This is a genomic window from Plantactinospora alkalitolerans, from assembly GCF_015690345.1.
GTDB classification, from domain to species: Bacteria; Actinomycetota; Actinomycetes; order Mycobacteriales; family Micromonosporaceae; genus Plantactinospora; species Plantactinospora alkalitolerans.
This window is the reverse complement of the sequence record NZ_JADPUN010000176.1, coordinates 64079-89726: the sequence shown is the minus strand read 5'-3', so window position 1 is coordinate 89726 and position 25648 is coordinate 64079. Positions and strand designations below refer to the sequence as shown.

The window sequence follows — 25648 nt, the reverse complement described above, 5'->3', positions numbered from 1 at the left end:
AGGTCTCGGCGTACCCGGACGCGTACGCCAAGTGGGAGAACCAGGCCGCCGACCTCGTCGCGGGCGCCTGGAACAACAGCTGACAACCGGATGGCAGCAGCAGTCCGGCTGGCCGGGTCCCGCACCACGGGGACCCGGCCAGCGGCGTCCGCTCCGCAACGCGGATGGCAGCCCGGACACCGGGAAATTCGCAGCGCGTACGCGCGGCAGTCGTTAGGTTCCCGGACATGGGCAGAGTCCTCTCCGTCAATCTCGCCGTTCCGGAGCCCAGTGCGGCGAAGCGGGTCGGCATCACCGGTATCAACAAGCGGCCGGTGGACGGGGCCGTGGCGGTCCGCGCACCCGGCCCGAAGACGATTGGACTGCACAGTGGTCTGGTGGGCGACCAGATTTTCGACATCGAGAACCACGGCGGTGACGACCAGGCCGTTTACGCGTACGCCCGTGAGGACTACGACTGGTGGGAGGCGCAACTCGACCGGGTGCTGCCGGGTGGCCTCTTCGGCGAGAACCTGACCACCTCGGGGGTCGAGGTGAATGGCGCGGTGATCGGCGAAACCTGGCGGATCGGCGACGATCTCGTCCTCCAGCCGACGTTCGGGCGCATTCCGTGCGCCACGTTCCAGCTCAAGATGGCAGAGCCACACTGGGTGAAGACGTTCACCCGGGAGAATCGCCCCGGGGCGTACCTGCGGGTCGTCGAGCCCGGCGAGGTCAGGGCCGGGGATCCGGTGGACGTGCTGCACCGACCGGCCCACGGGGTGACGATCGCGGACGCGTTCCGGGCGTACCTGACCGAGCCGGCGCTGCTGCCCCGGTTACTCGAGGTCGAGGGCCTGCCTGACGGCCTGCGGGACACGCTGCGCGCCCGCCTCCGCGGCTGAGACAAATCACCCGGCGGGGCTGTCCGGGCGGACTTCGGGCAGCTCGCGTCCCGGCTCTGGAGCCGACCCGTGATCAACCGGGTCCGGGGGTCTCCCGGCGGAATGTTGGCGGGGCCCGGTCGTTACATTACGCGTACGACCGAGTACCACGGCCTGTGAGCTGGGCTGATGGGCGGCGGGCCGGGAATGATCCAGGGCCCCCGGTCGTTACATATAGTGTTCGCCCGAGCACCCCCCGCTCGGGCGAGCGTGTCCCCGGGGTCTTCCGGCCCTGGCGTGGACATCTCCATTGACACCCCGCATCCCCCGCGGGGCGTTCATCCCCGAATGGAAGGCAACCATCGTGAACACGACTCTGTTCAGCCGATGGCTCCCGGCCATCGAGCAGACTTCGATCATTCGTAAGAGCGCGCTGGGACTGGCCGGTCTGGCCTTTGTCGGCGGTGCGGTCGCCGGTCCGGCAGTGGCGGCACAGGCCGCCCCGGAGCAGGGACAGCCGGTCTCGGTCGCCCAGGCGGTGGCCAACTCGGTCAAGGGTGACAAGGACCAGGGTTCCAAGGCCAAGCCGGACCGCCACAAGCTGGTTCCGCGTGGTGTGCAGGGCGAGCAGTCCTCGATCCGGCTCTCGGGTGAGCAGTCCGACAACGTCAAGGCGATCGTGAAGGCCACGAAGAAGGCTGGTCTGGATGAGCGTGCCGCCGTGATCGCGGTCGGTACGAGCCTCCAGGAGTCGAAGTTGGAGAACCTGGGTCACCTGGGTGACGCCAACGACCACGACTCGCTGGGCCTGTTCCAGCAGCGGCCGAGCTCCGGTTGGGGTTCGCCGGATCAGATCACCGATCCGGAGTACTCGACCACCGCGTTCCTCAAGGGCCTGAAGCAGGTCGACGGGTGGCACGAGATGCCGCTGACGGACGCCGCGCAGAAGGTGCAGGTGTCGGCGTACCCGGACGCGTACGCCAAGTGGGAGAACCAGGCCGCTGACCTGGTCGCCAGCGCGTGGACCAACAGCTGACAACCACATAACCGCAGCAATCCCGCTGGCCGGGTTCCCGAAGACGGGGACCCGGCCAGCGGCGTCTTCTCCTCAGGCCGGCCCGACCCGACGCCGATACTCGGCGGCGAGCATCTCCAGCGCCTGGTACACCTCGGCCCCGGCACGGACCCGCCGATCCTCGATGTATTCCCGGCAGAGGTCGAAGCACCTGGTCATCGTGCCGCCCCGCAGATTCAGCAGCAGCGGTACGTCGACGAGGCCCCGGACGGCGAGGACGGCGAGGAACTCGTAGTAGTCGAGCAGCGGGATGACGTGCCGCTCATCCTCCGGTGGCAGGTCCGCGTCCACCGCCCGTCCCGAGGTGATCCGCCCGGCCATCCAGACGTCCGCCGTACTGAGTCCCTCCGCGCTCTGGAACGCGGTCATCAGTCCGACCGTGTGCTGCCGACGCTGTGACTGACGCTGCTGGAGCACGGTCACGGCTCCGAACACGACGGCGACCAGGATCGACGCGGCGGTCTCGTTGATCTCACCGCTGGCCCGCAGGAACGTGAACCCGGTCAACGCCAGCGCGGCGAGCCCGACTCCCTGCACCAGGAGACGTAGGGGCTTGCGGGACAACCGCCAACGCACCCGCTCCCGGCGCAGGGTGCGGGCCAGTTGCCCGGTCACCGGGTCACCCTGGACCGATCTTGCAGGTCGCAGGCCACGAGCGAGAACGTCATCCGACCGAACCTCCCACCGACCTCGGGTACGACGGCAGCCAGCGGACGGCGGCGCACCCGAGGCGTTGATTTCCCGGCAGGATATCGGCCTTGGTCATCCGACCCGTACCGGGTTCCGCACCGGCCGCCCCGGGCCGGATCACCTCCGTGGGTCCGGCAGCGCGTCCGGCTCCGGCAGGTCGCGCAGCTTCCGGATCGGCGACGGGAGCACCCAGAGCAACCCGGCGAGCGCGCCGACGGTGGCGATCCACAGCGTCGGGCGTACCTCGATCCAGGCGCCCAGCGTGCCACCCAGCAGGGCGCCCACCGGGCGGATCCCGTAGTTGACGGTGCGTTTCGCGCCGGCGACCCGGGCGAGCAGGGTCTCCGGTATGACGGCGGTCTGTAGCGAGCCGACGGTGATGTCCATCATCATCACGCCGAACCCGGCGAGGAACTCCGCGAGGACGAGAGCGGCCAGGATCAGCGGGGTGGGGCCGTCGGCGAGCGGTACCAGTACCAGGGGAGCCGGGAAGAGGACGAAGCTCAGAATCATCGTCGGGCCGATCCCGTACCGCCGGACGAGCCGACCGGTGAGCGCGGCCCCGAGCAGGGCGCCCACCGAGCCCACGCCGATCACCAGGCCCAGCAGGCCCGGTGAGATCCGCAGTTCGGTGCTGACGTAGAGCACGAAGAGCGCGTGGAACATGTAGTTGAAGAGGTTCAGGGTGGTGGTGCCGAGCAGTGTCGAACGCAGGATCGGGGAGCGGAAGACGAACCGCAGTCCCTGGCCGATGTCGAGACCCGCACCGTCGGCGGGCGCCGGTTCGGTCGGCCGGATCCTGGTCAGGAACGCCGCCGAGACCAGGTACGAGACCGCGTCGGCGAGCAGCGCGACCGGTGCGGTGAGCACCTGGACGAGTACGCCGCCGACGCTCGGCCCGGCCACGTACGACATCGCCCGGCTGCCGTTGATCAACGCGTTGGCGTCGACGTAGTCCTTCCGGGGCACCAGTGACACGAACAGGGTGCTGTGCGCGACCTCGAACAGCACCGCGAGGCTGCCGGTCAGGAACGCCACGACGTAGAGCTGGCCCAGGGTGAGCATGCCGAAGAGGTAGGCCAGCGGCACGGCGGCCAGCAGCACCGCCCGGCCGAGGTCCGCGATCACCATCATCCGGCGCTTGTGCGGGTAGCGGTCCATCCAGGCGCCGGCGACCAGCGAGAGGAGCAGGTTCGGGATCAGCGCGGCGGCGGTCAGGTAGCCCATCTCGGCGGGACCGGCCCCGGTGCCGAGGACCGCCAGCAGGGGGAGGGCGAGCATCGAGATCTGGTCGCCGAACAGCGACACGGTCTGCGCCGACCAGTACCGCCGGAACGGCGCCTGCCGGAGCAGGACCGGAAGCCAGCGTCGGCCACGGTGGGCCGGTGCCTCCGGTGGGGCGAGCGTGCCGGTCATCGGCCCGTCCCCTCCGCCGCTGCCGGACCCGGTTCGCGGGCGGGGCCGGGTTCGTCGGCCGGGCCGGGTTCGCCGGGTTCGGCCGCCGAGAAGGGTTCGACGGGCACGACCAGTTGGATGACGCCGATCGCCCGGGACCCGGCGGGCCGGGTCGACGGGTCGGTGAGGCGTTCGTCGTACTCGGCGAGCAGGGCCTCGATCCGCCGGGTCAGCTCGGCCAGTTCCGCCGCCGTCACGTGCACCAGCGCGTCGCCGAAGCCGAGCACGGCCCGCCAGTCGACCGGTTCGAAGGCGCGCTGGGCCAGGTGGGTCCGGGCCCGGGCTACGTAGTGGTCCAGGATGCCCGCGTTGAGTTCGTTGGCCGCCGCGCGTACCGCCGGGTCGTCGGAGAGGTCGTCCCAGGTGGTGTTCTGCGCGGTGGCCCGCCAGGGCCGTTCCCGTGCGTCGGCGCCCTCGGCCCGCTCGGCGAGGCCGTACCTGGCGAGCTGGCGCAGGTGGTAGGAGCAGTTCGGAACGCTCTCGTCCAGGTGCTCGGAGGCCTGGGTCGCCGTCATCGGGCCCTCCCGGCGGAGCAGTCCGACCAGGGCCATTCGCAGCGGATGCGCGTACCCCCGGAGAGCGCGCGGGTCGGTCAGCCGTATCTCGGGCTTCATATCCTAAAGATATCTTTCTAGAGATGTCTTTAGCAAATCTCGGCAGTCGTCCGCGAGGCCCGGCGCCCGGCCGGATTGCGACGGCCGGGTAGATTACGTCTCCAACCTCGCCGGCTGGTCGACCGCTCGGGACGTGCCCATCGGCGCGTACCGTCGATCCGGCAGGCGCGTACGGCTGGGGGTGGAGCATGAGTGGGACGCGGGTGGCGCCCGACGGGTTGCCGACGGGCGAGATGCCCGAGGCGGAGCCGGGACCGGAGGGGGTACGGCCGGTGCAGGTCCGATCCGAGGCGGACCCGACCCGGTCCGACACGGCCCTGGTCGTGGTGACCGGGGTCTCCGGCGGCGGACGCAGCACCGTCGCCCGGGCCCTGGAGAACGTCGGCTTCTACGTCGTGGACAACCTCCCCCAGGCGCTCATGCTCGACATGGCGGAGCTGGCCTTCCAGGCCGGTGGTGCGGCCCGGAAGACTGCGATGGTGCTCGACGTCCGCAGCCGGGCCTTCTCCACCGATCTCGCCGGGGCGATCCGGGCGCTGAAGGAGCGCGGCTTCCAGCCCCGGGTGGTCTTCGTGGACGCCGACGACGAGGTGCTGATCCGGCGCTTCGAGAGCGTCCGACGCTCGCATCCGCTTCAGGGAGACGGCCGGCTCGCCGACGGCATCGCGGTCGAGCGCGGGCTGCTCGAAGAGGCCCGCGACCTGGCCGACGTGATCATCGACACCAGCCACCTGAACGTGAACCAGCTCCGTCGCCGGGTGGAGGAGCTGTTCGGCGGCGAGGACGCCCGCCGGCTGCGGGTCACCGTGCTCTCCTTCGGCTTCAAGTACGGCCTGCCGCCGGACGCCGACTTCGTGCTCGACGCCAGGTTCCTGCCCAACCCGTACTGGGTGCCGGAGCTGCGCGAGCACACCGGTCGGGACGAGGACGTCAGCCGGTACGTGCTCGGGCAACGCGGTGCGGTGACCTTCGTCGAGACGTACGCCCGGTTGATCAACGCGACCGCGCCCGGTTTCGAGCGGGAGGGGAAGCGCTACCTGACCGTGGCGGTCGGCTGCACCGGCGGCAAGCACCGCAGCGTGGCGATCGCCGAGGAACTCGCCTCCCGACTGCGCCAGGCCCGGCTCTCCGCCAACGCCCAGCACCGCGACCTGGGGCGGGAGTGAGACTGCGGGTCGTCGCGTTCGGCGGCGGACACGGCCTGGCAGCGTCGCTGCGGGCACTGCGGCACTGCGCGCCTGACCTGGACCTGGGCATCACCGCCGTGGTGACCGTGGGCGACGACGGCGGCTCCAGCGGACGGCTCCGCGCCGATCGTGGCGCCCTGCCCCCGGGCGACCTGCGGCAGGCGCTCGCCGCGCTGGCGGCGGACCGGCCCGGTACGCGGCGCAGCGCCGAACTCTTCCAGCACCGGTTCGACAGCGGCGGCGCGGGCCGTGATCCGCTGGCCGGGCACGCCGTCGGCAACCTCGTGCTGTGCGGGCTGATGGAGCTGCTCGGCGATCCGGTTGCCGCGCTGGACCACGCCGCGGAAATGCTCGGCGCTGTCGGCCGGGTGCTGCCGATGTCCTGTCAGCCGGTGGGGATCGAGGCCCGGGTACGCGGCGCCGATCCGCGCCGGCCCGGTGCGGTGCTGACGGTGCGCGGACAGCACGCGGTGGCGGTCACCGACGGCCGGGTCGAGTCGGTACGGCTCACCCCGGAGGGCCCGACCGCCTGTCCGGAGGCGCTCGCCGCGGTGCGGAGCGCCGACTGGTTGATCTTCGGACCCGGCAGCTGGTACACCAGCGTGATCCCGCACCTGCTGGTGCCGGACCTGGCCGCCGCCATCGTCGCCAGCCCGGCCCGGCGGCTGGTCACGCTCAACCTCGCCAACGAGGCGGAGACCCTCGATCTCTCGCTCGCCGACCACCTGGCGGCGCTCGGCTGGTACCTGCCCGAACTCAAGATCGACGCGGTGGTCGCGGACGGAAAGGCGGTGGGTGACCCCGAGCCGGTGCATCGTGCGGCAGAATCGCTGGGTGCGCGGCTCGTGCTCGCCCCGGTGGCCGTACCGGACGGTGGTCCCCAGCACGATCCGGCAGCGCTGGGAGCCGCGCTGGTGCCTCTCCTGGGCGCCGATCGTTAAGCACGTACGAATCACGAAGCACGTACGAAATCACCGGCACCCGCCGGAACCGGCTCACGAGGTGACGACAAGATGGCGATGACGGCTGCGGTCAAGGACGAGCTGAGCCGGGTCGACGTGCCCAAACCCTGCTGCCGGCGGGCGGAGATGGCCGCCCTGCTGCGCTTCGCGGGCGGACTGCACATCGTCTCCGGACGGGTGGTGGTCGAGGCCGAACTCGACACCGGAGCGGTGGCCCGCCGGCTCCGCCGCGAGGTTGCCGAGGTCTACGGCTATCCGAGCGAGATACACGTACTCGCCTCCGGCGGGCTGCGTAAGGGCAGCCACTACATCGTCCGGGTGGTCAAGGACGGCGAGGCGCTCGCCCGGCAGACCGGCCTGCTCGACGTACGCGGCAGGCCGGTACGTGGCCTGCCGCCGCACGTGGTCGCGGCGAACGTCTGCTGCGCCGTGTCGGCCTGGCGGGGCGCCTTCATGGCGCACGGATCACTGACCGAGCCCGGCCGGTCCTGCGCGCTGGAGATCACCTGTCCGGGGCCGGAGTCCGCGCTCGCCCTGGTCGGCGCCGCCCGGCGGATCGGCATCACCGCGAAGGCCCGGGAGGTCCGCGGCGTGGACCGGGTGGTGGTCAAGGACGGCGACGCGATCGCCGCGCTGCTGACCCGGATCGGCGCGCACTCCAGCGTGCTGTCCTGGGAGGAACGCCGGGTCCGCCGCGAGGTGCGGGCCACCGCCAACCGGCTGGCCAACTTCGACGACGCCAACCTGCGGCGTTCGGCCCGGGCCGCGGTCGCCGCCGCCGCCCGGGTGACCCGGGCACTGGAGATCCTGGCCGAGGACGCCCCCAACCACCTCACCTCGGCCGGGCGGCTGCGGTTGGAGCACCGGCAGGCGTCCCTTGAGGAGTTGGGCGCCCTGGCCGATCCGCCGCTGACCAAGGACGCCATCGCCGGACGGATCCGGCGGCTGCTCGCCCTGGCCGACAAGCGGGCCCGCGACCTCGGCATCCCGGACACCGAGGCGGCGGTGACCCCGGACATGCTCGCGGTGTGAGCCCGGACATGCTCGCGGTCTGAAACCCGGCGGCCGGCTCGTCCCTCGCTCCGGTCGGCGGCGGCCACGCCCCGGCCGGGGGTGATCCAACCCCCAGGTCAGCCGCATCCGACCCGGTCCGTGCGGCGAAGGGGTCGGATTATGCCCCGACGCAGCGCGACGTCTCGCGCTCGGATAGGGTCGCAGCGTACGGCGACGGGGCCGGAACCGGCTTTCTCGCCGCGCTCTCCGCCTCGGGGCCCATCGCCTCGACGCGGTCAGGTCGGGTCGCGGCGGGGCGGCCGGGTGACATGTCAGCCGCCGGCTTCAGCGGTCGGCGCAGCCACTTTCGCCGCCGCCTGGCTGACAGCGGCGAACCAGAACACACGAGGAGATGGACCCAGTGACCATCCGGGTTGGCATCAACGGCTTCGGCCGGATCGGCCGCAACTTCTTCCGCGCGGTACTCGCGTCGGGCGCCGACGTCGAGGTGGTCGGCGCGAACGACCTGACCGACAACGCCACGCTGGCGCACCTGGTCAAGTACGACAGCATCCTCGGCCGGCTGAAGCAGGAGGTCAAGGCGAGCGCCGACGAGATCACGGTGGGTGGGCACACCCTGAAGGTGTTCGCCGAGAAGGACCCGGGCAAGCTGCCCTGGGGTGACCTGGGTGTGGACGTGGTGATCGAGTCGACCGGCTTCTTCACCGACGCGACCAAGGCGAAGGCACACATCGACGGCGGGGCCAAGAAGGTCATCATCTCGGCGCCGGCCAAGAACGAGGACGTCACGGTCGTGATGGGCGTCAACCACGAGTCGTACGACCCGGCGAAGCACAACATCATCTCCAACGCCTCGTGCACCACCAACTGCCTGGCGCCGATGGCGAAGGTACTGCGGGACACGGTGGGCATCGAGAAGGGGCTGATGACCACGATCCACGCGTACACCCAGGACCAGAACCTCCAGGACGGTCCGCACAAGGACCTCCGCCGGGCCCGCGCGGCCGCGCTGAACATCGTGCCGACCTCGACCGGTGCCGCCAAGGCCATCGGCCTGGTGCTGCCCGACCTCAAGGGCAAGCTGGACGGCTTCGCCCTGCGGGTGCCGATCCCCACCGGCTCGGCCACCGACCTGACGATCGACGCCGGCCGGGACACCTCGGTGGAAGAGATCAACGCCGCGATGAAGGCCGCCGCCGAGGGCCCGCTCAAGGGCATCCTCACCTACACCGAGGACGAGATCGTCTCCAGCGACATCGTCACCGACCCGGCCTCCTGCATCTTCGACTCGGGGCTGACCAAGGTGATCGGCAACCAGGTCAAGGTCGTCGGCTGGTACGACAACGAGTGGGGCTACTCCAACCGCCTCGTCGACCTGGTCAAGTTGGTAGGCAAGTCGCTGTGAGCATCCGCAACCTCGACGATCTTCTCGCCGAGGGGGTGTCAGGTCGGCGCGTGCTGGTACGCGCCGACCTGAACGTGCCCCTCGACAAGGAGACCGGCGCCATCACCGATGACGGCCGGATCCGGGCCGTCCTGCCGACGCTTACCGCGTTGCGGGACGCCGGGGCGGCGGTCGTGGTCTGCTCCCACCTGGGACGCCCCAAGGGTGCGCCCGACCCGAAGTACAGCCTGGCCCCGGTGGCCACCCGCCTGGGTGAGCTGCTCGACTCCCCGGTGGCGTTCGCCGCCGACACGGTCGGCGAGTCCGCCCGCAAGACGGTCGAGGGGCTCGGCGACGGTCAGGTAGCCCTGCTGGAGAACCTGCGGTTCAACCCGGGCGAGACCAGCAAGGACGACGCCGAGCGGGGTGCCTTCGCCGACCAGCTCGCCGCGCTCGCGGTCGCGTACGTCGACGACGCGTTCGGCGCCGTGCACCGCAAGCACGCCAGCGTCCACGACGTACCGGCCCGGTTGCCGCACGTCGCGGGCCGGCTGGTGCTGCGCGAGGTCGAGGTGCTGGCGCGGCTGCGGCACGAGCCGGACCGGCCGTACGTGGTGGTGCTCGGCGGTTCGAAGGTCTCCGACAAGCTCGCCGTGATCGAGGCGCTGCTGCCCACCGTCGACAAGCTGCTGATCGGCGGCGGAATGTGCTTCACCTTCCTCCGCGCCCAGGGCCACGAGGTGGGGAAGTCGCTGCTCGAAGAGGAAATGGTCGACACCTGCCGCGAGCTGCTGGAGCGCGGCGCCGGCCGGATCGTGCTGCCGGTGGACGTGGTGGCGGCGACCGAGTTCAGCGCGGACGCCGAATACGACACGGTTCCGGTCGACCAGATCCCGGCCGACCGGCTCGGCCTGGACATCGGCCCCCGGACCGTCGCCGAGTTCGCCGAGGCGGTCGGCACGGCCCGTACGGTGTTCTGGAACGGCCCGATGGGCGTCTTCGAGCTGGCTCCGTTCGCCGCCGGCACCCGGGGCGTGGCCGAGGCGATCACCGGCGTGAAGGGCTTCACCGTGGTCGGTGGCGGTGACTCCGCCGCCGCCGTACGGGCGCTCGGTCTGGACGAGTCGTCGTTCGGGCACATCTCCACCGGCGGGGGAGCCTCGCTGGAATACCTGGAGGGCAAGGCCCTCCCCGGCATCCTCGCTCTGGAGCAATAGTGGCCACCCCCACACCCGCCCGCCGGCCCCTGATGGCGGGCAACTGGAAGATGAACCTGAACCACCGGGAAGCCAACCTGCTGATCCAGAAGCTCGCCGCGAGCCTCAACGAGAAGCAGCTGACCGACGTCGAGACGGTGGTGCTGCCGCCGTTCACCGACCTGCGTACCGTGCAGACCCTGGTCGACGGCGACAAGCTGATGATCGGGTACGGCGCGCAGGACCTGTCCGCGCACAAGTCCGGCGCGTACACCGGGGAGGTCTCCGGGGCGATGCTGGCCGCGCTGGGCTGCGGATACGTGGTGGTCGGCCACTCCGAGCGGCGGGCGTACCACAACGAGGACGACGCCCTGGTCAACGCCAAGGTCAAGGCGGCGCTGGCCAACGAGCTGACCCCGATCCTCTGCGTGGGCGAGGGGCTGGACATCCGCGAGGCGGAGGGGCAGGTGGCGTACACCCGCGACCAGCTCGACGGCGCGCTGGCCGGGCTGACCGCCGAGCAGGTGCTCAAGGTGGTCGTCGCCTACGAACCGGTCTGGGCGATCGGCACCGGCAAGACCGCCACCCCGGAGAACGCCCAGGAGGTCTGCGGGGCGATTCGGGCGCGGATCGCCGAGCTGCACGGCGCGGCCACCGCCGACCAGGTTCGGGTACTTTACGGTGGCTCCGTGAAGGCCGCCAACATCGCGGCTATCATGGCGCAGCCTGATGTGGATGGCGCCCTGGTCGGCGGCGCGAGCCTGGACCCCGAGGACTTCGCGCAGATCTGCCGGTTCCCGGAGCACATCGCGCGCTGACGGTCGCTATCCTTGACGGGCCCCGCGTAGCTGAGAGGACTGACCCCTACCATGCCGATCTGGTTCGCATACACGATGATCGTGTTGCTGGTCATCACGAGCGTGCTGCTCACCTTGCTGATCCTGCTGCATCGGGGCAAGGGCGGCGGGATGTCGAGCATGTTCGGCGGAGGGGTCAGCTCCAGTCTGGCCGGCTCCTCGGTCGCCGAGAAGAACCTTGACCGATACACCGTTCTGGTGAGTCTTGTCTGGTTTGCCTGCATCGTCGGCCTGGGCCTGTGGCTGAGGCTCGCCGAGACCACCTGACAATCCGGGTCGTTTCCAACCGACCCAGGGCGTACAAACTGCGCGCGGTCCGCTAACGTGGGCCGCGCGCAGTTGTCTGCGCCGCACCGTGCCATACGCCCACCGCGTCATACCGCCGCTGTCGTGGCGGACCCCCTCTGACGAACGGAGCGAGCAGCCGTGCCAAGTGGCAGTGCCATCCGTGGCAGCCGAGTTGGTGCCGGACCAGCCCGGCCCACCGAACGATGCGAACCCGCCCCCCGTCGCCCGGTCACCTACTGGTGTGCGAACGGGCACAGCGTGGAGATCCTGCTGGCGGCCGAGGCGGAGCCCCCGGCCACCTGGGACTGCCCGCACTGCGGGCAGCCGGCCGGGCAGGACGTGCAGAATCCGCCGGGGCGGCAACGGGCCGAGCCCTACAAGTCGCACCTGGCCTACGTGAAGGAACGGCGGAGCGAAGCGGACGCCGAGGCGATCCTCGCCGAGGCGCTGGCCGAGCTGCGCCAGCGCCGCGGCGAGCGCTGAACCCTCAGCGCAGGCTAGGAAACGTCGGCCGGACGTCGGCCGCCGCAGCCCGGTCCAGCAGCCAGCGGGTGGCACCCAGCCCGTGGACGCCGGCAGCCGGTAGCTGCGCCGGCCCGGCGCCGGCCAGGGCCATCCGGACCGCAGCGGACTTGTCGGCACCGGCGGCGATCAACCACACCTCCTCGGCGCTGTTGATCGTCGATCGGGTCAGGGTGACCCGGACCGGCGGCGGCTTGGGGCTGTCCCGGACCGCCGCCACCGCACCGTCGGAGTAGCCGACCGGATGCTCCGGGAAAATCGACGCGACGTGACCGTCCTCGCCCACCCCGAGCATCAGCACGTCGAAGTGGGGCAGTGCCGCCGGCCCGGCCGCCGCGACAAGCGTTTCGGCGTACCGGGCTGCGGCGGCCTCCGGGTCGGCGCCGTCCGGCCCGTCCGAGGGCGGCATCGGGTGCACCCGCGCCGGGGTCAGCGGCAGATGATCGAGCAGGGCCGCACGGGCCTGGGTCTCGTTCCGGTCCGGATGCCCGGCCGGCAGGAAGCGTTCGTCGCCCCACCAGACGTCGACCCGGGACCAGTCGACGGCGTCGCGTGCCGGCAGGTCCCGGACCGCCCGGTAGACGGCAGCGGCGATCCGGCCGCCGGTCAGCACGATGCCCGCCTGGCCGCGCTCGGCCTGCGCGTCGATCACCTTGACGACGAGCCGGGCGGCGACAGCCTGGGCGAGGAGATCGGGGTCGGCGTGCACCACGAGAGTTTTGTCGGTCACGCCGTGGCCACTCCCTGCGCGGCGGCGGTGGACGGCTGCTTCGACGGGTCCTTCCAGACGTGCACCCGCTGTGCCGGCCGGGTGTCCAGGCCGGAGATCCCGGCGGCGGCACCCAGCGCGCCGGCGTAGATCTGGTCGGGGTCCAGCCGGCGCAGCTCCTCGGCCAGCTCGTCCCCGAGCGGCCGGCGGACCAGCGGCAGGTTCCGGTCGGCCTGCCCGGTACGCCGGAACGTCGCCAGGCTGTCCTCCCGGCTCAGCGCCATCTCGTCGCCATTGACACAGCGCAGCGTGACCGAGCGCATCCGGGGATGATCACTTGTGTGCTGCCACTGCGGATTGAGCCCGAGCCGGGACTTCAGCCAACCGATCATCAGCGCCGCGGTCGGATCGGTGTGCGGCGCCACCACCGTTGCCGAGGTGACCTGGTTGCCCTCGGTGGTGTCGAACGCGCCGGCGACCAGGGTGCGCCAGGGCGTGATCCGGGTCCAGGCCAGATCGGTGTCCCCGGGAGCGTAGTCCCGGGCCCGCTGCCGCAGCGCCTCCACGGGGTCGTCCGCCTGGGCGGTGTCGGTGATCCGGCGGTCCGCGACCACCCCGAGAAAGTCGTTGGCGATCTCCGCCGGTGGCGGACCGTGCCACCAGGTCACCACGGGTACGTCCGGCACCAGCAGCGGCATCACCACCGACTCGGCGTGCAGGGCGAGCCGACCGTACATCCGGGTCACCACCGCCTCGCCCGGACCGAGCCGACCGCCGACCACGATCTCTGCGTCCAGCCGGTTACGGTCGCGTTCGACGTCGGAGCGGACCACGACCACCATCCGGCACGGATGTGCCGCGGAGGCGATGGTCACCGCCGCCTCGGCCTCCCGGACATGCGCCTCGTCGACCACCACGATCAGGGTGAGCGCCATCCCGCTCGCCACCCCACCCGCGCTGCGCCGTTCGGCGGCCAGCGCCTTCACCACCTCGTTACCGGTGGTGTCCCATAGGCCGATCAACGGTGCCTCCTGGTCGTCGTGATGTCAGATCCTCGGGGAGTCACGCCCGCCGCCACGACCGGCCCTCCCGGGCCAGCAGCTCGTCCGCCGCCCGTGGACCCCACTCGCCGGCCCGATACGGCTCCGGCTTGACGCCCGCCCAGGCATCCTCCAGCGGATCGATCACCTGCCAGCTCTGCTCGACCTCGGCCGCATCGGGGAAGAGCGTCCGATCACCGATCAGCACGTCCAGCACCAGCCGCTCGTACGCCTCGGGGCTGGCCTCGGTGAACGCCTCGCCGTACTGGAAGTCCATCGCGATGTCCCGGACCTCCATCGTCGTACCCGGGACCTTGGAACCGAACTTCAGCACGACGCCCTCGTCCGGCTGGACCCGGATCACGAGCTGGTTGTTGCCGAGCATTTCCATGTCGGCGGGATTGAACGGCAGGTGCGGCGCCTTCTTGAACATGATCGCGACCTCGGTCACCCGGCGCGGCAGCCGCTTGCCGGCCCGGATGTAGAACGGCACCTCGGCCCAGCGCCGATTCTGGATGCCGAGCCGGACGGCCACGTACGTCTCGGTGGTCGAGTCGGTCGGCACGCCCTCCTCGTCGAGGTAGCCGACCGCCCGCTTGCCGGCCACCCAGCCGGGCAGGTACTGCCCCCGGACGGTGCCCGCGCCGATGTCCTTCGGCAGGGTGATCGCGCGCAGCACCTTGAGCTTCTCCGCCCGGATCTCGCTGGCGTCGAAACTGGTCGGTTCCTCCATCGCGACCAGGGCGAGCAGTTGCAGCAGGTGGTTCTGGAGCACGTCCCGGGCGGTCCCGGTGGCGTCGTAGAAGCCGGCCCGGGAGCCGATACCGACGTCCTCGGCCATGGTGATCTGGACCGAGTCGACGTACTTGGAGTTCCACAGCGGCTCGAACAGATTGTTGGCGAACCGCAGGGCGAGGATGTTCTGGACCGTCTCCTTGCCCAGGTAGTGGTCGATCCGGAAGACGTCCTCCCGGGTGAAGACGTCGTCGACCAGGTCGTTGAGCGCCTTCGCCGAGGGCAGGTCGTGCCCGAACGGCTTCTCCACCACCACCCGGCGCCAGCCGCCGGCCTTGTCGTTGTCCGACATGCCGGTCCGGGCGAGCTGCTTGAGCACGGTCGGGAACGCGGCCGGCGGGATCGAGAAGTAGAACGCCGCGTTGCCCGCGATGCCGTGGGTGTCGCGCAACTCGTCCAGGGCGTCGGCCAGGTGGTCGAACGCGGCGTCGTCGTCGAACGCGCCGCCGACGAACTTGATGTTGCCGACCAGCCGGGCCCAGACCTCTTCCCGCCACGGCGTCCGGGCGTGCGCCTGCGCGGCGTCCCGGGCCACCGACTCGAAGTCGCCGTCGCCCCAGTCCCGGCGGGCGAACCCGAGCACCACGAAGCCGGGCGGCAGCAACCCGCGGTTGGCCAGGTCGTACACCGCCGGAATCAGCTTCTTACGGGCCAGGTCGCCGGTCACGCCGAAGATCACCAGCGCGCACGGCTCCGGGATCCGCGGCAACCGCCGGTCCTGCGGGTCGCGCAGCGGATTCACGGCTTCCCTCCTTGCCTCGTCCGACCTCTACTTTCAGCATGCCGGCTCGCCGTCAACTCCGCAGACCCCGTACCGCATCGAGCACGTGCGGCACCCCGGCCGCCCGGTCGCCCAGATGCAGCCGCAGCACCGGCCGACCCCGCTCGGCGAGCGCCTGCCGGTCACCCGCGGCCTGCGCCGCCTGCAACTGCGCGAAGGAGTACGGCTTGCCGGGCACCGGAAGGTCGTCCGTCACGTCCCCGGTGATCTGCAGGAACGAGCCGAGCTGCGGACCGCCCTTGTGGTACTGGCCGGTCGAGTGCAGGAAGCGGGGCCCCCAGCCGAAGGTGACCGGCCGACCGGAGGCGGTGGCCAGTCCGGGCCGGACCTGCCCGGCCTTGGCGTCGCCGAACCGGTCCAGGTACGCCATCACGGCCAGGTAGCCGTCGTCGGCCAACCCGTCGATCAGCAGTCGCAGCGCGCCCGCCAGGTCGCCGGGGAGCGGCGCCTCCTGCCGGCTCCCGCCCGGGAACCAGTACCCCTCGACACCGGCGTCGACGAACGTCGGCGTCTCCACCGGCAGGCCGGTGCCGAGCAGCCGGTTGGTGTTCTCCTTGGACTCGGTGACGTTCGGCTGGTTGAACGGGTCGATCCCGAGCACCACCCCGGCGACCGCGGTGGCGTACTCCCAGGCCATGAACTGGGCGCCGAGCGGACCGTTCACGGCCACGTGTGCCTGGATCCCACCGCCCGGCACCGCCCCGGCCGGCAGCCCGCCGCCGTAGGTCACGGTCAGCACGTCCGGTCCGGTCGCCCCCGGGCTGCTCGGGTCCTCGATCACCACCGGCAGGATCCCGACGCCGTTCTTCCCGGTGGACTCGGCGATCAACTGTTCGGCCCAGTCGCCGAGGCCGTCGATGCCGGTTCCGTCCGAGATCAGCGCGACCTTGTCCCGCCCGTTGGTGGCGGCGGCGCCGAGCGCCGCACCGAGGCCCAGCCCCGGGTTGTCCCGGTCGCCGCCGAGCGCGCCGAACAATTCCTCGGCCTGGTCGAGCAGTTCCGCCACCTCGACCCCGGCCAGCGCCGAGGGGACCAGCCCGAACGCGGTCAGCGCGGAGTACCGCCCACCCACCTCCGGATCGGCGAGCACCACGAAGGCACCCATCTCGGCGGCGGTCTCGGCCAGCGGCGAGCCCGGATCGGTGACCACGACGAAGCGCCGCCCGGCCTCCGCCTCGGTCAGCCCGGAGTCGAGGAACGCCTGCCAGTACGCCCGCCGGTGGCTGTCCGTCTCCACCGTCGAACCGGACTTGCTGGCCACGACCACCACGGTACGGTCCAGCCGGTCGTTCAGCGCCGCCCGGACCTGCCCGGGGTCGGTGGTGTCCAGCACGGTCAGCGACTTGCCGAGGGTACGGGTGATCACCTCGGGGGCCAGCGAGGAACCGCCCATTCCGGCCAGCACCACGTGGTCGAGGTCGGCGAGTTCCGCCTTCAGCTCGGCGAGCTGCGGCAGCAACTCCCGACTGCGCCGGAAGGTGTCCACCCAGCCGAGCCGGACCGCCGCCTCGGCCTGCGCGTCCGGCCCCCACAACGTCGGGTCCTTCCGGGTCAGCCGGGCCGGTACGTCGTCGGCGAGCAGCGCGGCCCGGGCCGAGGCCGGGGCCTCCGCGTCGACCGCCTCCGCACCGTAGACGGCGAGCCCGGCCGCCCCCTCACATCCGCCGTCCAGGAGATCCTGCGGCGCGTTCACGCGTTGCCTCCGGCGCGCTGTGCCGCCGCCGCATTGCCCTGGGCGGCGCGGCCGGGCTTCGTGGCACCCTCGGCCGCCGCTTCGAGCGACTTCCGTACCCCGTCCAGCAGTTCCAGCCAGCTGGTCTCGAACTTCTCCACACCCTCGCGTTCCAGGGTGGCGATCACGTCGTCGAAGTCGATGCCGGCCGCGGCCAGTCCGGCGAAGACCTGACGGGCCTGCGCGTACGCCCCGGTGACGGTGTCCGGGCGTACCTCGCCGTGGTCGGCGTACGCGTCGATCACCGGCTCCGGCATGGTGTTCACGGTCCCCGGCGCGATCAGCTCCTCGACGTAGATCACGTCCCGGTAGTCGGGGTTCTTCGTGGAGGTCGACGCCCAGAGCGGGCGCTGCGGATGGGCGCCCGCGTCGGCCAGCGCCTGCCACCGGTCCGAGGAGAACACCTCCGAGTAACGCTCGTACGCGAGCTGGGCGTTGGCGACCGCCGCCTTGCCCCTCAGCGCGGCGAGGTCCGGTCGACCGTCGGCGCCGAGCTTGTCCAGCCGCTTGTCCACCTCCGAGTCGACCCGGGAGACGAAGAAGGACGCCACGGAGGCGATCTTCGTGAGGTCGTGCCCGTTCGCCTTCGCCTGCTCCAGGCCGGCCAGGAACGCCTCCATCACCTGCGAGTAGCGGTCCAGCCCGAAGATCAGCGTCACGTTCACGCTGATCCCCTCGGCGAGCGTCGCGGTGATGGCCGGCAGCCCGGCCTCGGTCGCCGGGATCTTGATGAACAGGTTCGGCCGGTCGACCAGCCACCACAGGGCCTTCGCCTCGGCCACGGTCTTCTCGGTCTCGTACGCCAGCCTCGGGTCCACCTCGATGGAGACCCGGCCGTCGACGCCGGCACTGCTGTCGTACGCCGGGCGCATCACGTCGCAGGCCCAACGCACGTCGTACGTGGTGAGCATCCGGACCGTCTCCTCGACGGTGACCCCGCGCAGGGCGAGGTCGTGGAGCTGCCAGTTGTACTCGTCGGCGTCGCTGAGCGCCTTCGCGAAGATCGTCGGGTTGGTGGTCACCCCGACCAGGTGCTTCTCCCGGCGCAACTGGTCCAGGTTGCCCGAACTCAGCCGTACCCTTGAAAGATCGTCGAGCCAGACCGCCACGCCCGCGGCGGTGAGCTCACCCAACCGGTCAGTCATAGTCGCTATCGCTCCCTTTAGTTGCCGGTGGTCGTACCGGTGATGTCCCCGATCCGGGTCAGCGACGCGTGCGCGGCCGCCACGATCCGGTCCGGGGTGAATCCGAACTGCTCGAAGAGCACGGTGTGCGGCGCGCTCGCGCCGTAGTGCTCCAGGCTCACGGCCTCACCGGCGTCGCCGATCAGGTCGCGCCACGACATCGCGATGCCAGCCTCGACGCTGACCCGGGCCTTGACGTCACGGGGCAGCACCGAGTCCTGGTAGGCCGAGTCCTGCTCCCGGAACCACTCCTGGCAGGGCATCGAGACGACCCGGGTCGGGGTGCCCTCGGCCTCCAGCCGGTCCCGGGCGGTGAGGCAGAGCTGCACCTCGGAACCGGTGCCGATGAGGATCACCTGCGGTTGCGCGTTCGACGCCTCGGCCAGCACGTAACCGCCCTTGGCCGTCTGGTCGGCGCTGGCGAATTCGGTGCGGTCCAGCGTCGGCAGCGGCTGCCGGCTCAGCGCCAGCGCGGCGGGCCGGTCGGTCTGCTCCAGTGCCCGCCGCCAGGCCCAGGCGGTCTCGTTGGCGTCCGCCGGCCGGATCACGTCGAGTCCGGGGATGGCCCGCAGCGCGGTCAGGTGCTCGACCGGCTGGTGCGTCGGCCCGTCCTCGCCGAGGCCGATCGAGTCGTGCGTCCAGACGTACGTCACCGGCAGCTTCATCAGCGCGGCGAGCCGTACCGCCGGACGCATGTAGTCGCTGAACACCAGGAAGGTGCCGCCGTACGGCCGGGTGCCGCCGTGCAGGGCGATACCGTTCAGGATCGCACCCATCGCGTGCTCGCGGATGCCGAAGTGCAGGGTACGGCCGTACTCGTTGCCGGGGAACGCCTTGGTCGCGTACTCGCTGGGGATGAAGGAGGGCTCGCCCTCCATCGTGGTGTTGTTGCTCTCGGCCAGGTCGGCGGAGCCGCCCCAGAGTTCGGGCAGTACCGGGGCGAGGGCCCCGAGCACCTTGCCGGAGGCGGCCCGGGTGGCGATGCCCTTGGCGTCGGCCGGGAACTCCGGGAGCGCGTCGGTCCAGCCGGCCGGCAGCGTACGGCTGGCCAGCCGGTCGTGCAGCTCCTTGCTCTCCGGGTTCGCCCCTGCCCAGGACTGGTACGCGGTCTCCCACTCGGCGTGCGCGGCCTGACCCCGCTCGATCACCTGCCGGGCGTGCGCCAGTACCTCGTCGTCGACCTGGAAGTGCTGCCCCGGGTCGAAGCCGAGCAGCTTCTTGGTCGCGGCGACCTCGTCGGCACCGAGCGCCGAGCCGTGGATCTTGCCGGTGTTCTGCTTGGTCGGTGCCGGCCAGCCGATGATGGTGCGCAACGCGATGAACGAGGGCCGGCCGGTCTCCGCCTTCGCGGCCAGCAGCGCGGCGTACAACTCCTCGACGTTCTCGTGGTAGTCGCCCTGGTCCGCGTCGCCGGTACGCCAGTCCACGGTCTGCACGTGCCAGCCGTACGCGGCGTACCGGGCGGACACGTCCTCGCTCTTGGCGATCCGGGTGTCGTCCTCGATCGAGATCTCGTTGTCGTCGTAGATCAGGGTGAGGTTGCCGAGCTGCTGGTGTCCGGCGAGCGAGCTGGCCTCGTGGCTGATCCCCTCCTCGATGTCGCCGTCCGAGGCGATGCACCAGATGTGGTGGTCGAACGGCGAGGTGCCGGCCGGGGCGTCCGGGTCCAGCAGGCCGCGCTCCCGGCGGGCCGCCATCGCCATTCCGACGGCGTTGCCGAGCCCCTGGCCGAGCGGGCCGGTGGTGGTCTCGACGCCTCGGGTGTGACCGTGCTCGGGGTGGCCCGGGGTCAGCGAACCCCACTGGCGCAACGCCTTGAGGTCGGTCAGACCCAGCCCGTAACCGCTGAGGTAGAGCTGGATGTAGAGGGTGAGACTGCTGTGGCCCGCGGAGAGCACGAACCGGTCCCGGCCGGTCCAGTCGGGATGGGTGGGGTCGTGCCGCATCACCCTGTTGAACAGAAGGTATGCGGCGGGCGCGAGACTCATCGCCGTACCCGGATGGCCGTTGCCGGATTTCTCCACGGCGTCGATGGCCAGCACGCGGACGGTGTCCACGGCACGCTGGTCGAGATCGGACCAGCTCAGCGAGTCTTGGGCGGGTCGATTGTCAGCCACGATCGTGTGCGCTCCTCAACAGATGGGCGGAACCCTCACTGATGACCCTAGCGACCCCTTCCGAAACCCAACCCCCGGATGTCGCACCCGGTGCGTCGCTTCGTCGGGAGTGTGATCGTTCGCACCGTTCAAGGGTCGCCCGGGCAGCGCAAACGGCGACGCGTAGGCTGTCGGTCGGCGTGCTGGTCCGGCTGGTCGCCCGCCGCCCACGCTGTTACGCACCGTTTCTCCCTGTGCCGACGCCGGAAGGTGGCAATCCGTGAGCACGATCACCGAGCGCCCCGCGACCGGCGGTGCCCCGACGGCGGGGACGAAGGCCGACCGCGAGGTGTCCCGGCGCGCTGATGTCGCGGCCCGGATCAGGGCGTACGTCGCGCTTACCAAGCCGCGGATCGTGGAGCTGCTGCTCATCACCACCGTGCCGACGATGATGCTGGCGGCCGACGGACTGCCGTCGCTCTGGCTGGTCGGCGTGGTGCTGCTGGGCGGCTCGCTGGCCGCCGGTGCCGCCAACGTGCTCAACTGCTACATCGACCGGGACATCGACCAGTTGATGCAGCGGACCAGGCGTCGTCCGTTGCCGACGCACACCGTCGCGCCGCGCAGTGCGCTGGTCTTCGGGCTGGTGCTGGCGGCGGTCTCGGTGACCCTGATGGCGGTCTTCACCAACTGGCTGGCCACCGCGCTGACCCTGGCCGCGATCGTCTACTACGACGTGGTCTACACGATGTGGCTCAAGCGGAACACGTCGCAGAACACGTTCTGGGGCGGTATCTGCGGGTCGGCGCCGGTGCTGATCGGCTGGGCCGCGGTCACCGGGTCGCTCGCACCGCAGGCGTGGGGCCTGTTCGCGGTGGTCTTCTTCTGGCAGTTGCCGCACTTCTACGCGTTGGCGATCAAGTTCAAGGACGACTACCGCCGGGCCGGGATTCCGATGCTGCCGGTGGTCGCCTCGATCCGCCGGGTCAACCTGGAGATCGTGCTCTACACCTGGCTGACCGTCCTGGTGTCCGTGTTGCTGTGGCCGCTGGGCATGGGTCTGGTCTACGGGGTGACGGCCCTGGCGGTCGGTGGGATGTTCATCGTGGAGTCCCACCGACTGAGCCGGCGGGCCGGGCGGGGCGAGCCGTTGAAGCCGATGCGGCTGTTCCACTGGTCGATCACGTACCTCACGATCCTCTTCGCCGCGGTCGCGGTCGACGCCCTGCTCTGACCCCTGTTCTGTGGGGGTATGTCGCGGTTCATCCCTCTTTGCCCGTTTTGAACGTGAATAGTGGCTTTAATTTGGTCACTTATAGCCCGAAAAATCGGTCGAAGATGCGCGGGTGGAACGCCAAACCGAGAGTAATTGGCATCACAAAATATCGGTAGGCGCCCCGCATGGCGGTCGAAGTCTGCTTAGGCTTCGCGTTATGGCAGATGGTTCCGATACGACGCCGACGGCCGATCAGACCGCCGTCGCGGGCCAGACCCCCAATGGTCTGGTCTCTGGCATCCAGTCGTTTGCCGCCGGCCACGGCGGCGCGAAGGCGGTCATCGAGTACGTCGGCAAGCGGGGCGCGCGCATTGTCCTGGTGGGGGAGGACGGCGTGTGGGCTGACCAGTTCGCGGAGAGCACGGATGTCGCGAGACTGGCCTGCGCCAAGGCGGGGGTCGCCGTGGAGAACGAATGGGAGCGGGAACTGGTGGACCAGATGCGTCCGGGTCACGATCTGTGGCGGTCGATGGCTCGCCGCACCTTTGCCCGTTGATATCTTTTGTCCGATAACCACGCGACCCGGGGCCTGCCCCGGGTCGCTCTCATTACCGGCGCCGCCGGGGTGCTGACCGGTTAGGAAGGGCCCCTTCTTCTACAGAAAACGATAAGAAGGGGCCCTTCCTTACACCAGTGCGACGGCGTGTGGCGTTGGTGTGTCGGCGGGGGTGGCCGTCGGCTGGCGTTGCCGGGTCGACCAGAGCACGGCCAGGGCGGCCAGCCAGACCAGGCAGGAGCCGAGCATGTGCGCGCCGACCAGTGCCACCGGCAGGCCGGTGAGGTACTGGACGAAGCCGATCAGGCCCTGGCCTCCGATGGCGAGGAGGAGCAGGCCGGCCGCCCGGAGTGCGCCGGCCGGTGCGTGCACCGCCCGCAGCGCGAACCACAGCGCGATGGCGAGGCCCAGGAGCAGGAACACCATGTCGGCGTGCACCTGGGAGATCGTCTCCGGGTCCAGGTCGTTGCGGGCCGCGCCCGCGTCGCCGGAGTGCGGGCCGCTGCCGGTCACCCAGGTGCCGACGACCAGTACCGCCGCGGTGACCCCGGCGGTCACCCGGGCGAGCGCCCGCAGCGGTGCCGGCACGGTCGGCCGGGCGGGGCCGTCCGGTTCGAGGGTGCGCCGCCAGAACGCGAAGGCCGCCGCGATGACGGCCATGGAGGCCAGGAAGTGCAGCCCGACCACCCAGGGGTTGAGGTTGGTGAGCACGGTGATGCCGCCGACCACCGCCTGGGCCGGGATGCCGAGCGCGGCGGCGACGGCGAGCAGCCGCAGGGGCCGGCGACGGGGACGCTGCCGCCAGGCGACGACCACCGCGGCGATGACCACGGCGGCGAGCGCGAAGGTGAGCAGCCGGTTGCCGAACTCGATGGCCCCGTTCACGCCCATCTCGGCGGTCGCCACGTACGACTCGTCGGTGCAGCGGGGCCAGGTCGGGCAGCCGAGCCCGGATTTGGTCAGTCGGACCGCACCGCCGGTGCCGACGATCAGGACGTTTCCCACCACGGAGGCGAGAGCCAGCCGCGATAGGGTGGGTTTGCCGGGAAATTCGCCGAATCGGCTCACGCCGGCCATCGTACGTGCAAATGTGATCATGCTGGACGGCAAGCCCGCCGCCCGGTGGTCCGGATCACCGGAGCCCGGGTTTGCGGACCTTGGATGAAATACGTAACGTTGACGTTGTGAAAAACCTGGCGGCGTACTCCGAGCAGGAGCGGGCGACCGAGCCGGTCGTCGGTCCTGTCGTCGCCGCAGGTATCGCCGGCCCTGTCGTCACTGCCGGGGTTGTCGCCGGGTCCGACGGGCGTACCACCCGGGATCGGGTGACCCAGTTGCTGCTGGAGCACGGCGCGGCGACCGCCGCCCAGCTCGGCGCGGAACTGGGCCTCGGCTCCGCGGCGATCCGCCGGCACCTCGACGCGATGCTCGCCGACGGCGAGGTCACCGCCCGCGACCAGGCCGTACGCGGCCAGCGTGGTCGGGGACGGCCCGCCAAGCTCTTCCGGCTCACCGACTCCGGGCGACGGCGCTGCGGCACGCACACCTACGACGGGATGGCCACCGCCGCGCTGCGGTGGATCTCCCGGCACGACGGCCCGGACGCGGTGGGCGCGTTCGCCGCCGAGCAGGTTTCGGCGCTGGAGGCCCGCTGCCGGGCGGCCATGGAGGGCGCCGGGGACGATCCGCTGGCCAGGGCCGAGGCACTTGCCGAGGCGCTCACCTCCGAGGGATACGCTGCCAGCGCTTCCACGATCGCCTCCGGTGGCCAGTTGTGCCAGCACCACTGCCCGGTGGCCCATGTGGCCGCGGAGTTTCCCCAGCTGTGCGAGGCCGAGACGGCGGTCATCTCCCGCCTGATCGGCAGTCACGTGCAGCGCCTCGCCACCATCGCCCACGGCGACGGCGTGTGCACCACGCACATTCCGGCCCAGTCGATACATTCCGTCATCAATGTGAGGACAGACAGATGACCGAGCAGATCGTCCAGCCCCTGACGCAGGAGGAGCAGCTCGCCGCTCTCGGACGCTACGAGTACGGCTGGGCCGACTCCGACGTGGCCGGCACGAGCGCTCAGCGTGGCCTCAGCGAGGCGGTGGTGCGGGACATCTCCGCCAAGAAGAACGAGCCCGCCTGGATGCTCGACCTCCGGTTGAAGGGGCTGCGGCTGTTCGGGCGCAAGCCGATGCCGAACTGGGGCGCCGACCTGAGCGGGATCGACTTCGACAACATCAAGTACTTCGTCCGCTCCACGGAGAAGCAGGCAGCCAGCTGGGAGGACCTGCCCGAGGAGATCAAGAACACCTACGACCGGCTGGGCATCCCGGAGGCCGAGAAGCAGCGACTGGTCGCCGGTGTCGCGGCCCAGTACGAGTCCGAGGTGGTCTACCACAAGATCCGCGAGGACCTTGAGGAGCAGGGCGTTCTCTTCCTGGACACGGACACGGCGCTCAAGGAGCACGAGGACGTCTTCAAGGAGTACTTCGGCACGGTGATCCCGGTCGGCGACAACAAGTTCGCGGCGCTCAACACCTCCGTGTGGTCCGGCGGCTCGTTCATCTACGTGCCGAAGGGCGTGCAGGTGGAGATCCCGCTGCAGGCGTACTTCCGGATCAACACGGAGAACATGGGCCAGTTCGAGCGGACGCTGATCATCGTCGACGAGGGCGCGTACGTGCACTACGTCGAGGGCTGCACCGCGCCGATCTACTCCTCCGACTCGCTGCACAGCGCGGTCGTCGAGATCATCGTGAAGAAGAACGCACGCTGCCGCTACACGACCATCCAGAACTGGTCGAACAACGTCTACAACCTGGTCACCAAGCGGGCGGTCTGCCACGAGGGCGCGACCATGGAGTGGATCGACGGCAACATCGGCTCCAAGGTGACCATGAAGTACCCGGCGGTCTACATGACCGGCGAGCACGCCAAGGGCGAGGTGCTCTCGGTGGCGATGGCCGGCGAGGGCCAGCACCAGGACGCCGGGGCCAAGATGGTGCACGCCGCCCCGCACACGTCGAGCACGATCGTCTCCAAGTCGATCGCCCGTGGCGGCGGCCGGACCTCCTACCGGGGCCTGGTCCAGGTGCTGGAGGGCTCGCACCACAGCCGGTCGACGGTGAAGTGCGACGCGCTGCTGGTGGACGCGATCTCCCGCTCGGACACCTACCCGTACGTCGACATCCGCGAGGACGACGTGTCGATGGGGCACGAGGCGACCGTGTCCAAGGTCAGCGAGGACCAGCTCTTCTACCTGATGAGCCGGGGCATGACCGAGGACGAGGCGATGGCGATGATCGTGCGCGGCTTCATCGAGCCGATCGCCAAGGAACTCCCGATGGAGTACGCCCTGGAACTCAACCGGCTGATCGAGTTGCAGATGGAGGGCGCGGTCGGCTGACGCCGGTCGCGACGACCCCCCGGATTCGCCTC

At 70.6% G+C, this 25648-nt stretch carries 24 protein-coding genes; 14 read left to right on the top strand and 10 right to left on the bottom strand.

The window, feature by feature from the left end; translation table 11 throughout:
• The first annotated feature begins 227 nt into the window (after positions 1 to 227).
• Together I0C86_RS18855 and I0C86_RS18850 are read left to right on the top strand one after the other, a co-directional pair.
• Complete coding sequence (locus I0C86_RS18855; RefSeq protein WP_196202556.1) at positions 228 to 884, top strand: MOSC domain-containing protein; 657 nt, start codon at positions 228 to 230, stop codon at positions 882 to 884.
• A 343-nt stretch (positions 885 to 1227) separates the two neighbouring features.
• Positions 1228 to 1899 carry a hypothetical protein gene (locus I0C86_RS18850; protein WP_323373716.1) on the top strand — a complete coding sequence of 224 codons (672 nt, stop codon included), beginning with the start codon at positions 1228 to 1230 and terminating at the stop codon, positions 1897 to 1899.
• 72 nt (positions 1900 to 1971) lie between these two features.
• Here I0C86_RS18850 and I0C86_RS18845 read toward each other — a convergent pair whose 3' ends face one another.
• The 3 genes from I0C86_RS18845 to I0C86_RS18835 all read right to left on the bottom strand — a co-directional run bounded on the left by I0C86_RS18845 (position 1972) and on the right by I0C86_RS18835 (position 4697).
• Entirely contained in the window at positions 1972 to 2553 is a 582-nt protein-coding gene (locus I0C86_RS18845) for a DUF4760 domain-containing protein (RefSeq protein WP_196202555.1), read from the bottom strand.
• 192 nt (positions 2554 to 2745) lie between these two features.
• Positions 2746 to 4044 (bottom strand): MFS transporter, encoded by a 1299-nt coding sequence (locus tag I0C86_RS18840; protein ID WP_196202554.1) that lies wholly within the window; start codon positions 4042 to 4044, stop codon positions 2746 to 2748.
• Positions 4041 to 4697, bottom strand: coding sequence for a winged helix-turn-helix domain-containing protein (locus I0C86_RS18835; protein ID WP_196202553.1), 657 nt, complete (start codon positions 4695 to 4697; stop codon positions 4041 to 4043). The genes I0C86_RS18840 and I0C86_RS18835 overlap by 4 nt, the downstream gene beginning before the upstream one ends.
• 233 nt (positions 4698 to 4930) lie before the next feature.
• Here I0C86_RS18835 and rapZ point away from each other — a divergent pair, with 233 nt between their 5' ends.
• From rapZ to I0C86_RS18795, 8 genes are all read left to right on the top strand, one after another.
• Positions 4931 to 5863 carry an RNase adapter RapZ gene (gene rapZ / locus I0C86_RS18830; RefSeq protein ID WP_196202567.1) on the top strand — a complete coding sequence of 311 codons (933 nt, stop codon included), beginning with the start codon at positions 4931 to 4933 and terminating at the stop codon, positions 5861 to 5863.
• Positions 5860 to 6825 carry a gluconeogenesis factor YvcK family protein gene (locus I0C86_RS18825; RefSeq protein ID WP_196202552.1) on the top strand — a complete coding sequence of 322 codons (966 nt, stop codon included), beginning with the start codon at positions 5860 to 5862 and terminating at the stop codon, positions 6823 to 6825. Before rapZ ends, I0C86_RS18825 begins: the two co-directional genes overlap by 4 nt.
• 72 nt (positions 6826 to 6897) lie before the next feature.
• Entirely contained in the window at positions 6898 to 7878 is a 981-nt protein-coding gene (whiA, locus tag I0C86_RS18820) for a DNA-binding protein WhiA (protein WP_196202551.1), read from the top strand.
• A 382-nt stretch (positions 7879 to 8260) separates the two neighbouring features.
• Positions 8261 to 9265, top strand: coding sequence for a type I glyceraldehyde-3-phosphate dehydrogenase (gene gap / locus I0C86_RS18815; RefSeq protein ID WP_196202550.1), 1005 nt, complete (start codon positions 8261 to 8263; stop codon positions 9263 to 9265).
• Positions 9262 to 10461: a phosphoglycerate kinase gene (locus tag I0C86_RS18810; RefSeq protein WP_196202549.1), complete on the top strand. Its 1200-nt coding sequence runs from the start codon at positions 9262 to 9264 to the stop codon at positions 10459 to 10461. The genes gap and I0C86_RS18810 overlap by 4 nt, the downstream gene beginning before the upstream one ends.
• A gap of 32 nt (positions 10462 to 10493) precedes the next feature.
• The gene (tpiA, locus tag I0C86_RS18805) at positions 10494 to 11258 is read left to right on the top strand and encodes a triose-phosphate isomerase (RefSeq protein ID WP_196202566.1); all 765 of its coding nucleotides are present in this window, start codon (positions 10494 to 10496) and stop codon (positions 11256 to 11258) included.
• 51 nt (positions 11259 to 11309) lie between these two features.
• A complete protein-coding gene (gene secG, locus I0C86_RS18800) occupies positions 11310 to 11564 on the top strand; it encodes a preprotein translocase subunit SecG (protein WP_196202548.1) in 255 nt (84 codons plus the stop codon).
• A gap of 159 nt (positions 11565 to 11723) precedes the next feature.
• On the top strand, positions 11724 to 12068 hold the full coding sequence (locus tag I0C86_RS18795; protein ID WP_196202547.1) for an RNA polymerase-binding protein RbpA: 345 nt from the start codon (positions 11724 to 11726) through the stop codon (positions 12066 to 12068).
• Positions 12069 to 12072: 4 nt separating this feature from the next.
• On the opposite strand, the gene pgl is transcribed toward I0C86_RS18795, so the two are convergent.
• Genes pgl through tkt form a run of 6 tightly spaced genes read right to left on the bottom strand, consistent with a single transcriptional unit; the run spans position 12073 to position 20465 of the window.
• The gene (gene pgl / locus I0C86_RS18790; RefSeq protein WP_196202546.1) at positions 12073 to 12837 is read right to left on the bottom strand and encodes a 6-phosphogluconolactonase; all 765 of its coding nucleotides are present in this window, start codon (positions 12835 to 12837) and stop codon (positions 12073 to 12075) included.
• The gene (locus I0C86_RS18785) at positions 12834 to 13838 is read right to left on the bottom strand and encodes a glucose-6-phosphate dehydrogenase assembly protein OpcA (RefSeq protein ID WP_196202545.1); all 1005 of its coding nucleotides are present in this window, start codon (positions 13836 to 13838) and stop codon (positions 12834 to 12836) included. The genes pgl and I0C86_RS18785 overlap by 4 nt, the downstream gene beginning before the upstream one ends.
• 40 nt (positions 13839 to 13878) lie before the next feature.
• Positions 13879 to 15393 carry a glucose-6-phosphate dehydrogenase gene (gene zwf / locus I0C86_RS18780; RefSeq protein ID WP_196202544.1) on the bottom strand — a complete coding sequence of 505 codons (1515 nt, stop codon included), beginning with the start codon at positions 15391 to 15393 and terminating at the stop codon, positions 13879 to 13881.
• 52 nt (positions 15394 to 15445) lie between these two features.
• Entirely contained in the window at positions 15446 to 17125 is a 1680-nt protein-coding gene (locus I0C86_RS18775; RefSeq protein ID WP_323373715.1) for a glucose-6-phosphate isomerase, read from the bottom strand.
• Positions 17122 to 18309 (bottom strand): transaldolase, encoded by a 1188-nt coding sequence (gene tal, locus I0C86_RS18770; RefSeq protein WP_196202543.1) that lies wholly within the window; start codon positions 18307 to 18309, stop codon positions 17122 to 17124. The genes I0C86_RS18775 and tal overlap by 4 nt, the downstream gene beginning before the upstream one ends.
• A 17-nt stretch (positions 18310 to 18326) precedes the next feature.
• The gene (tkt, locus tag I0C86_RS18765; protein ID WP_196202542.1) at positions 18327 to 20465 is read right to left on the bottom strand and encodes a transketolase; all 2139 of its coding nucleotides are present in this window, start codon (positions 20463 to 20465) and stop codon (positions 18327 to 18329) included.
• Positions 20466 to 20724: 259 nt separating this feature from the next.
• Between tkt and I0C86_RS18760 the strand changes: the two genes are divergently transcribed.
• Together I0C86_RS18760 and I0C86_RS18755 are read left to right on the top strand one after the other, a co-directional pair.
• Entirely contained in the window at positions 20725 to 21678 is a 954-nt protein-coding gene (locus I0C86_RS18760; protein WP_196202541.1) for a heme o synthase, read from the top strand.
• A 199-nt stretch (positions 21679 to 21877) separates the two neighbouring features.
• Complete coding sequence (locus I0C86_RS18755; protein WP_196202540.1) at positions 21878 to 22216, top strand: hypothetical protein; 339 nt, start codon at positions 21878 to 21880, stop codon at positions 22214 to 22216.
• Between the two features lie 129 nt (positions 22217 to 22345).
• Here I0C86_RS18755 and I0C86_RS18750 read toward each other — a convergent pair whose 3' ends face one another.
• Positions 22346 to 23293, bottom strand: coding sequence for a COX15/CtaA family protein (locus I0C86_RS18750; protein ID WP_196202539.1), 948 nt, complete (start codon positions 23291 to 23293; stop codon positions 22346 to 22348).
• Positions 23294 to 23475: 182 nt separating this feature from the next.
• On the opposite strand from I0C86_RS18750, the gene I0C86_RS18745 reads away from it, so the two are divergent.
• Positions 23476 to 24189 carry a helix-turn-helix transcriptional regulator gene (locus I0C86_RS18745; RefSeq protein ID WP_196202564.1) on the top strand — a complete coding sequence of 238 codons (714 nt, stop codon included), beginning with the start codon at positions 23476 to 23478 and terminating at the stop codon, positions 24187 to 24189.
• The gene (sufB, locus tag I0C86_RS18740) at positions 24186 to 25616 is read left to right on the top strand and encodes a Fe-S cluster assembly protein SufB (protein ID WP_196202538.1); all 1431 of its coding nucleotides are present in this window, start codon (positions 24186 to 24188) and stop codon (positions 25614 to 25616) included. Before I0C86_RS18745 ends, sufB begins: the two co-directional genes overlap by 4 nt.
• Positions 25617 to 25648 lie beyond the last annotated feature (32 nt).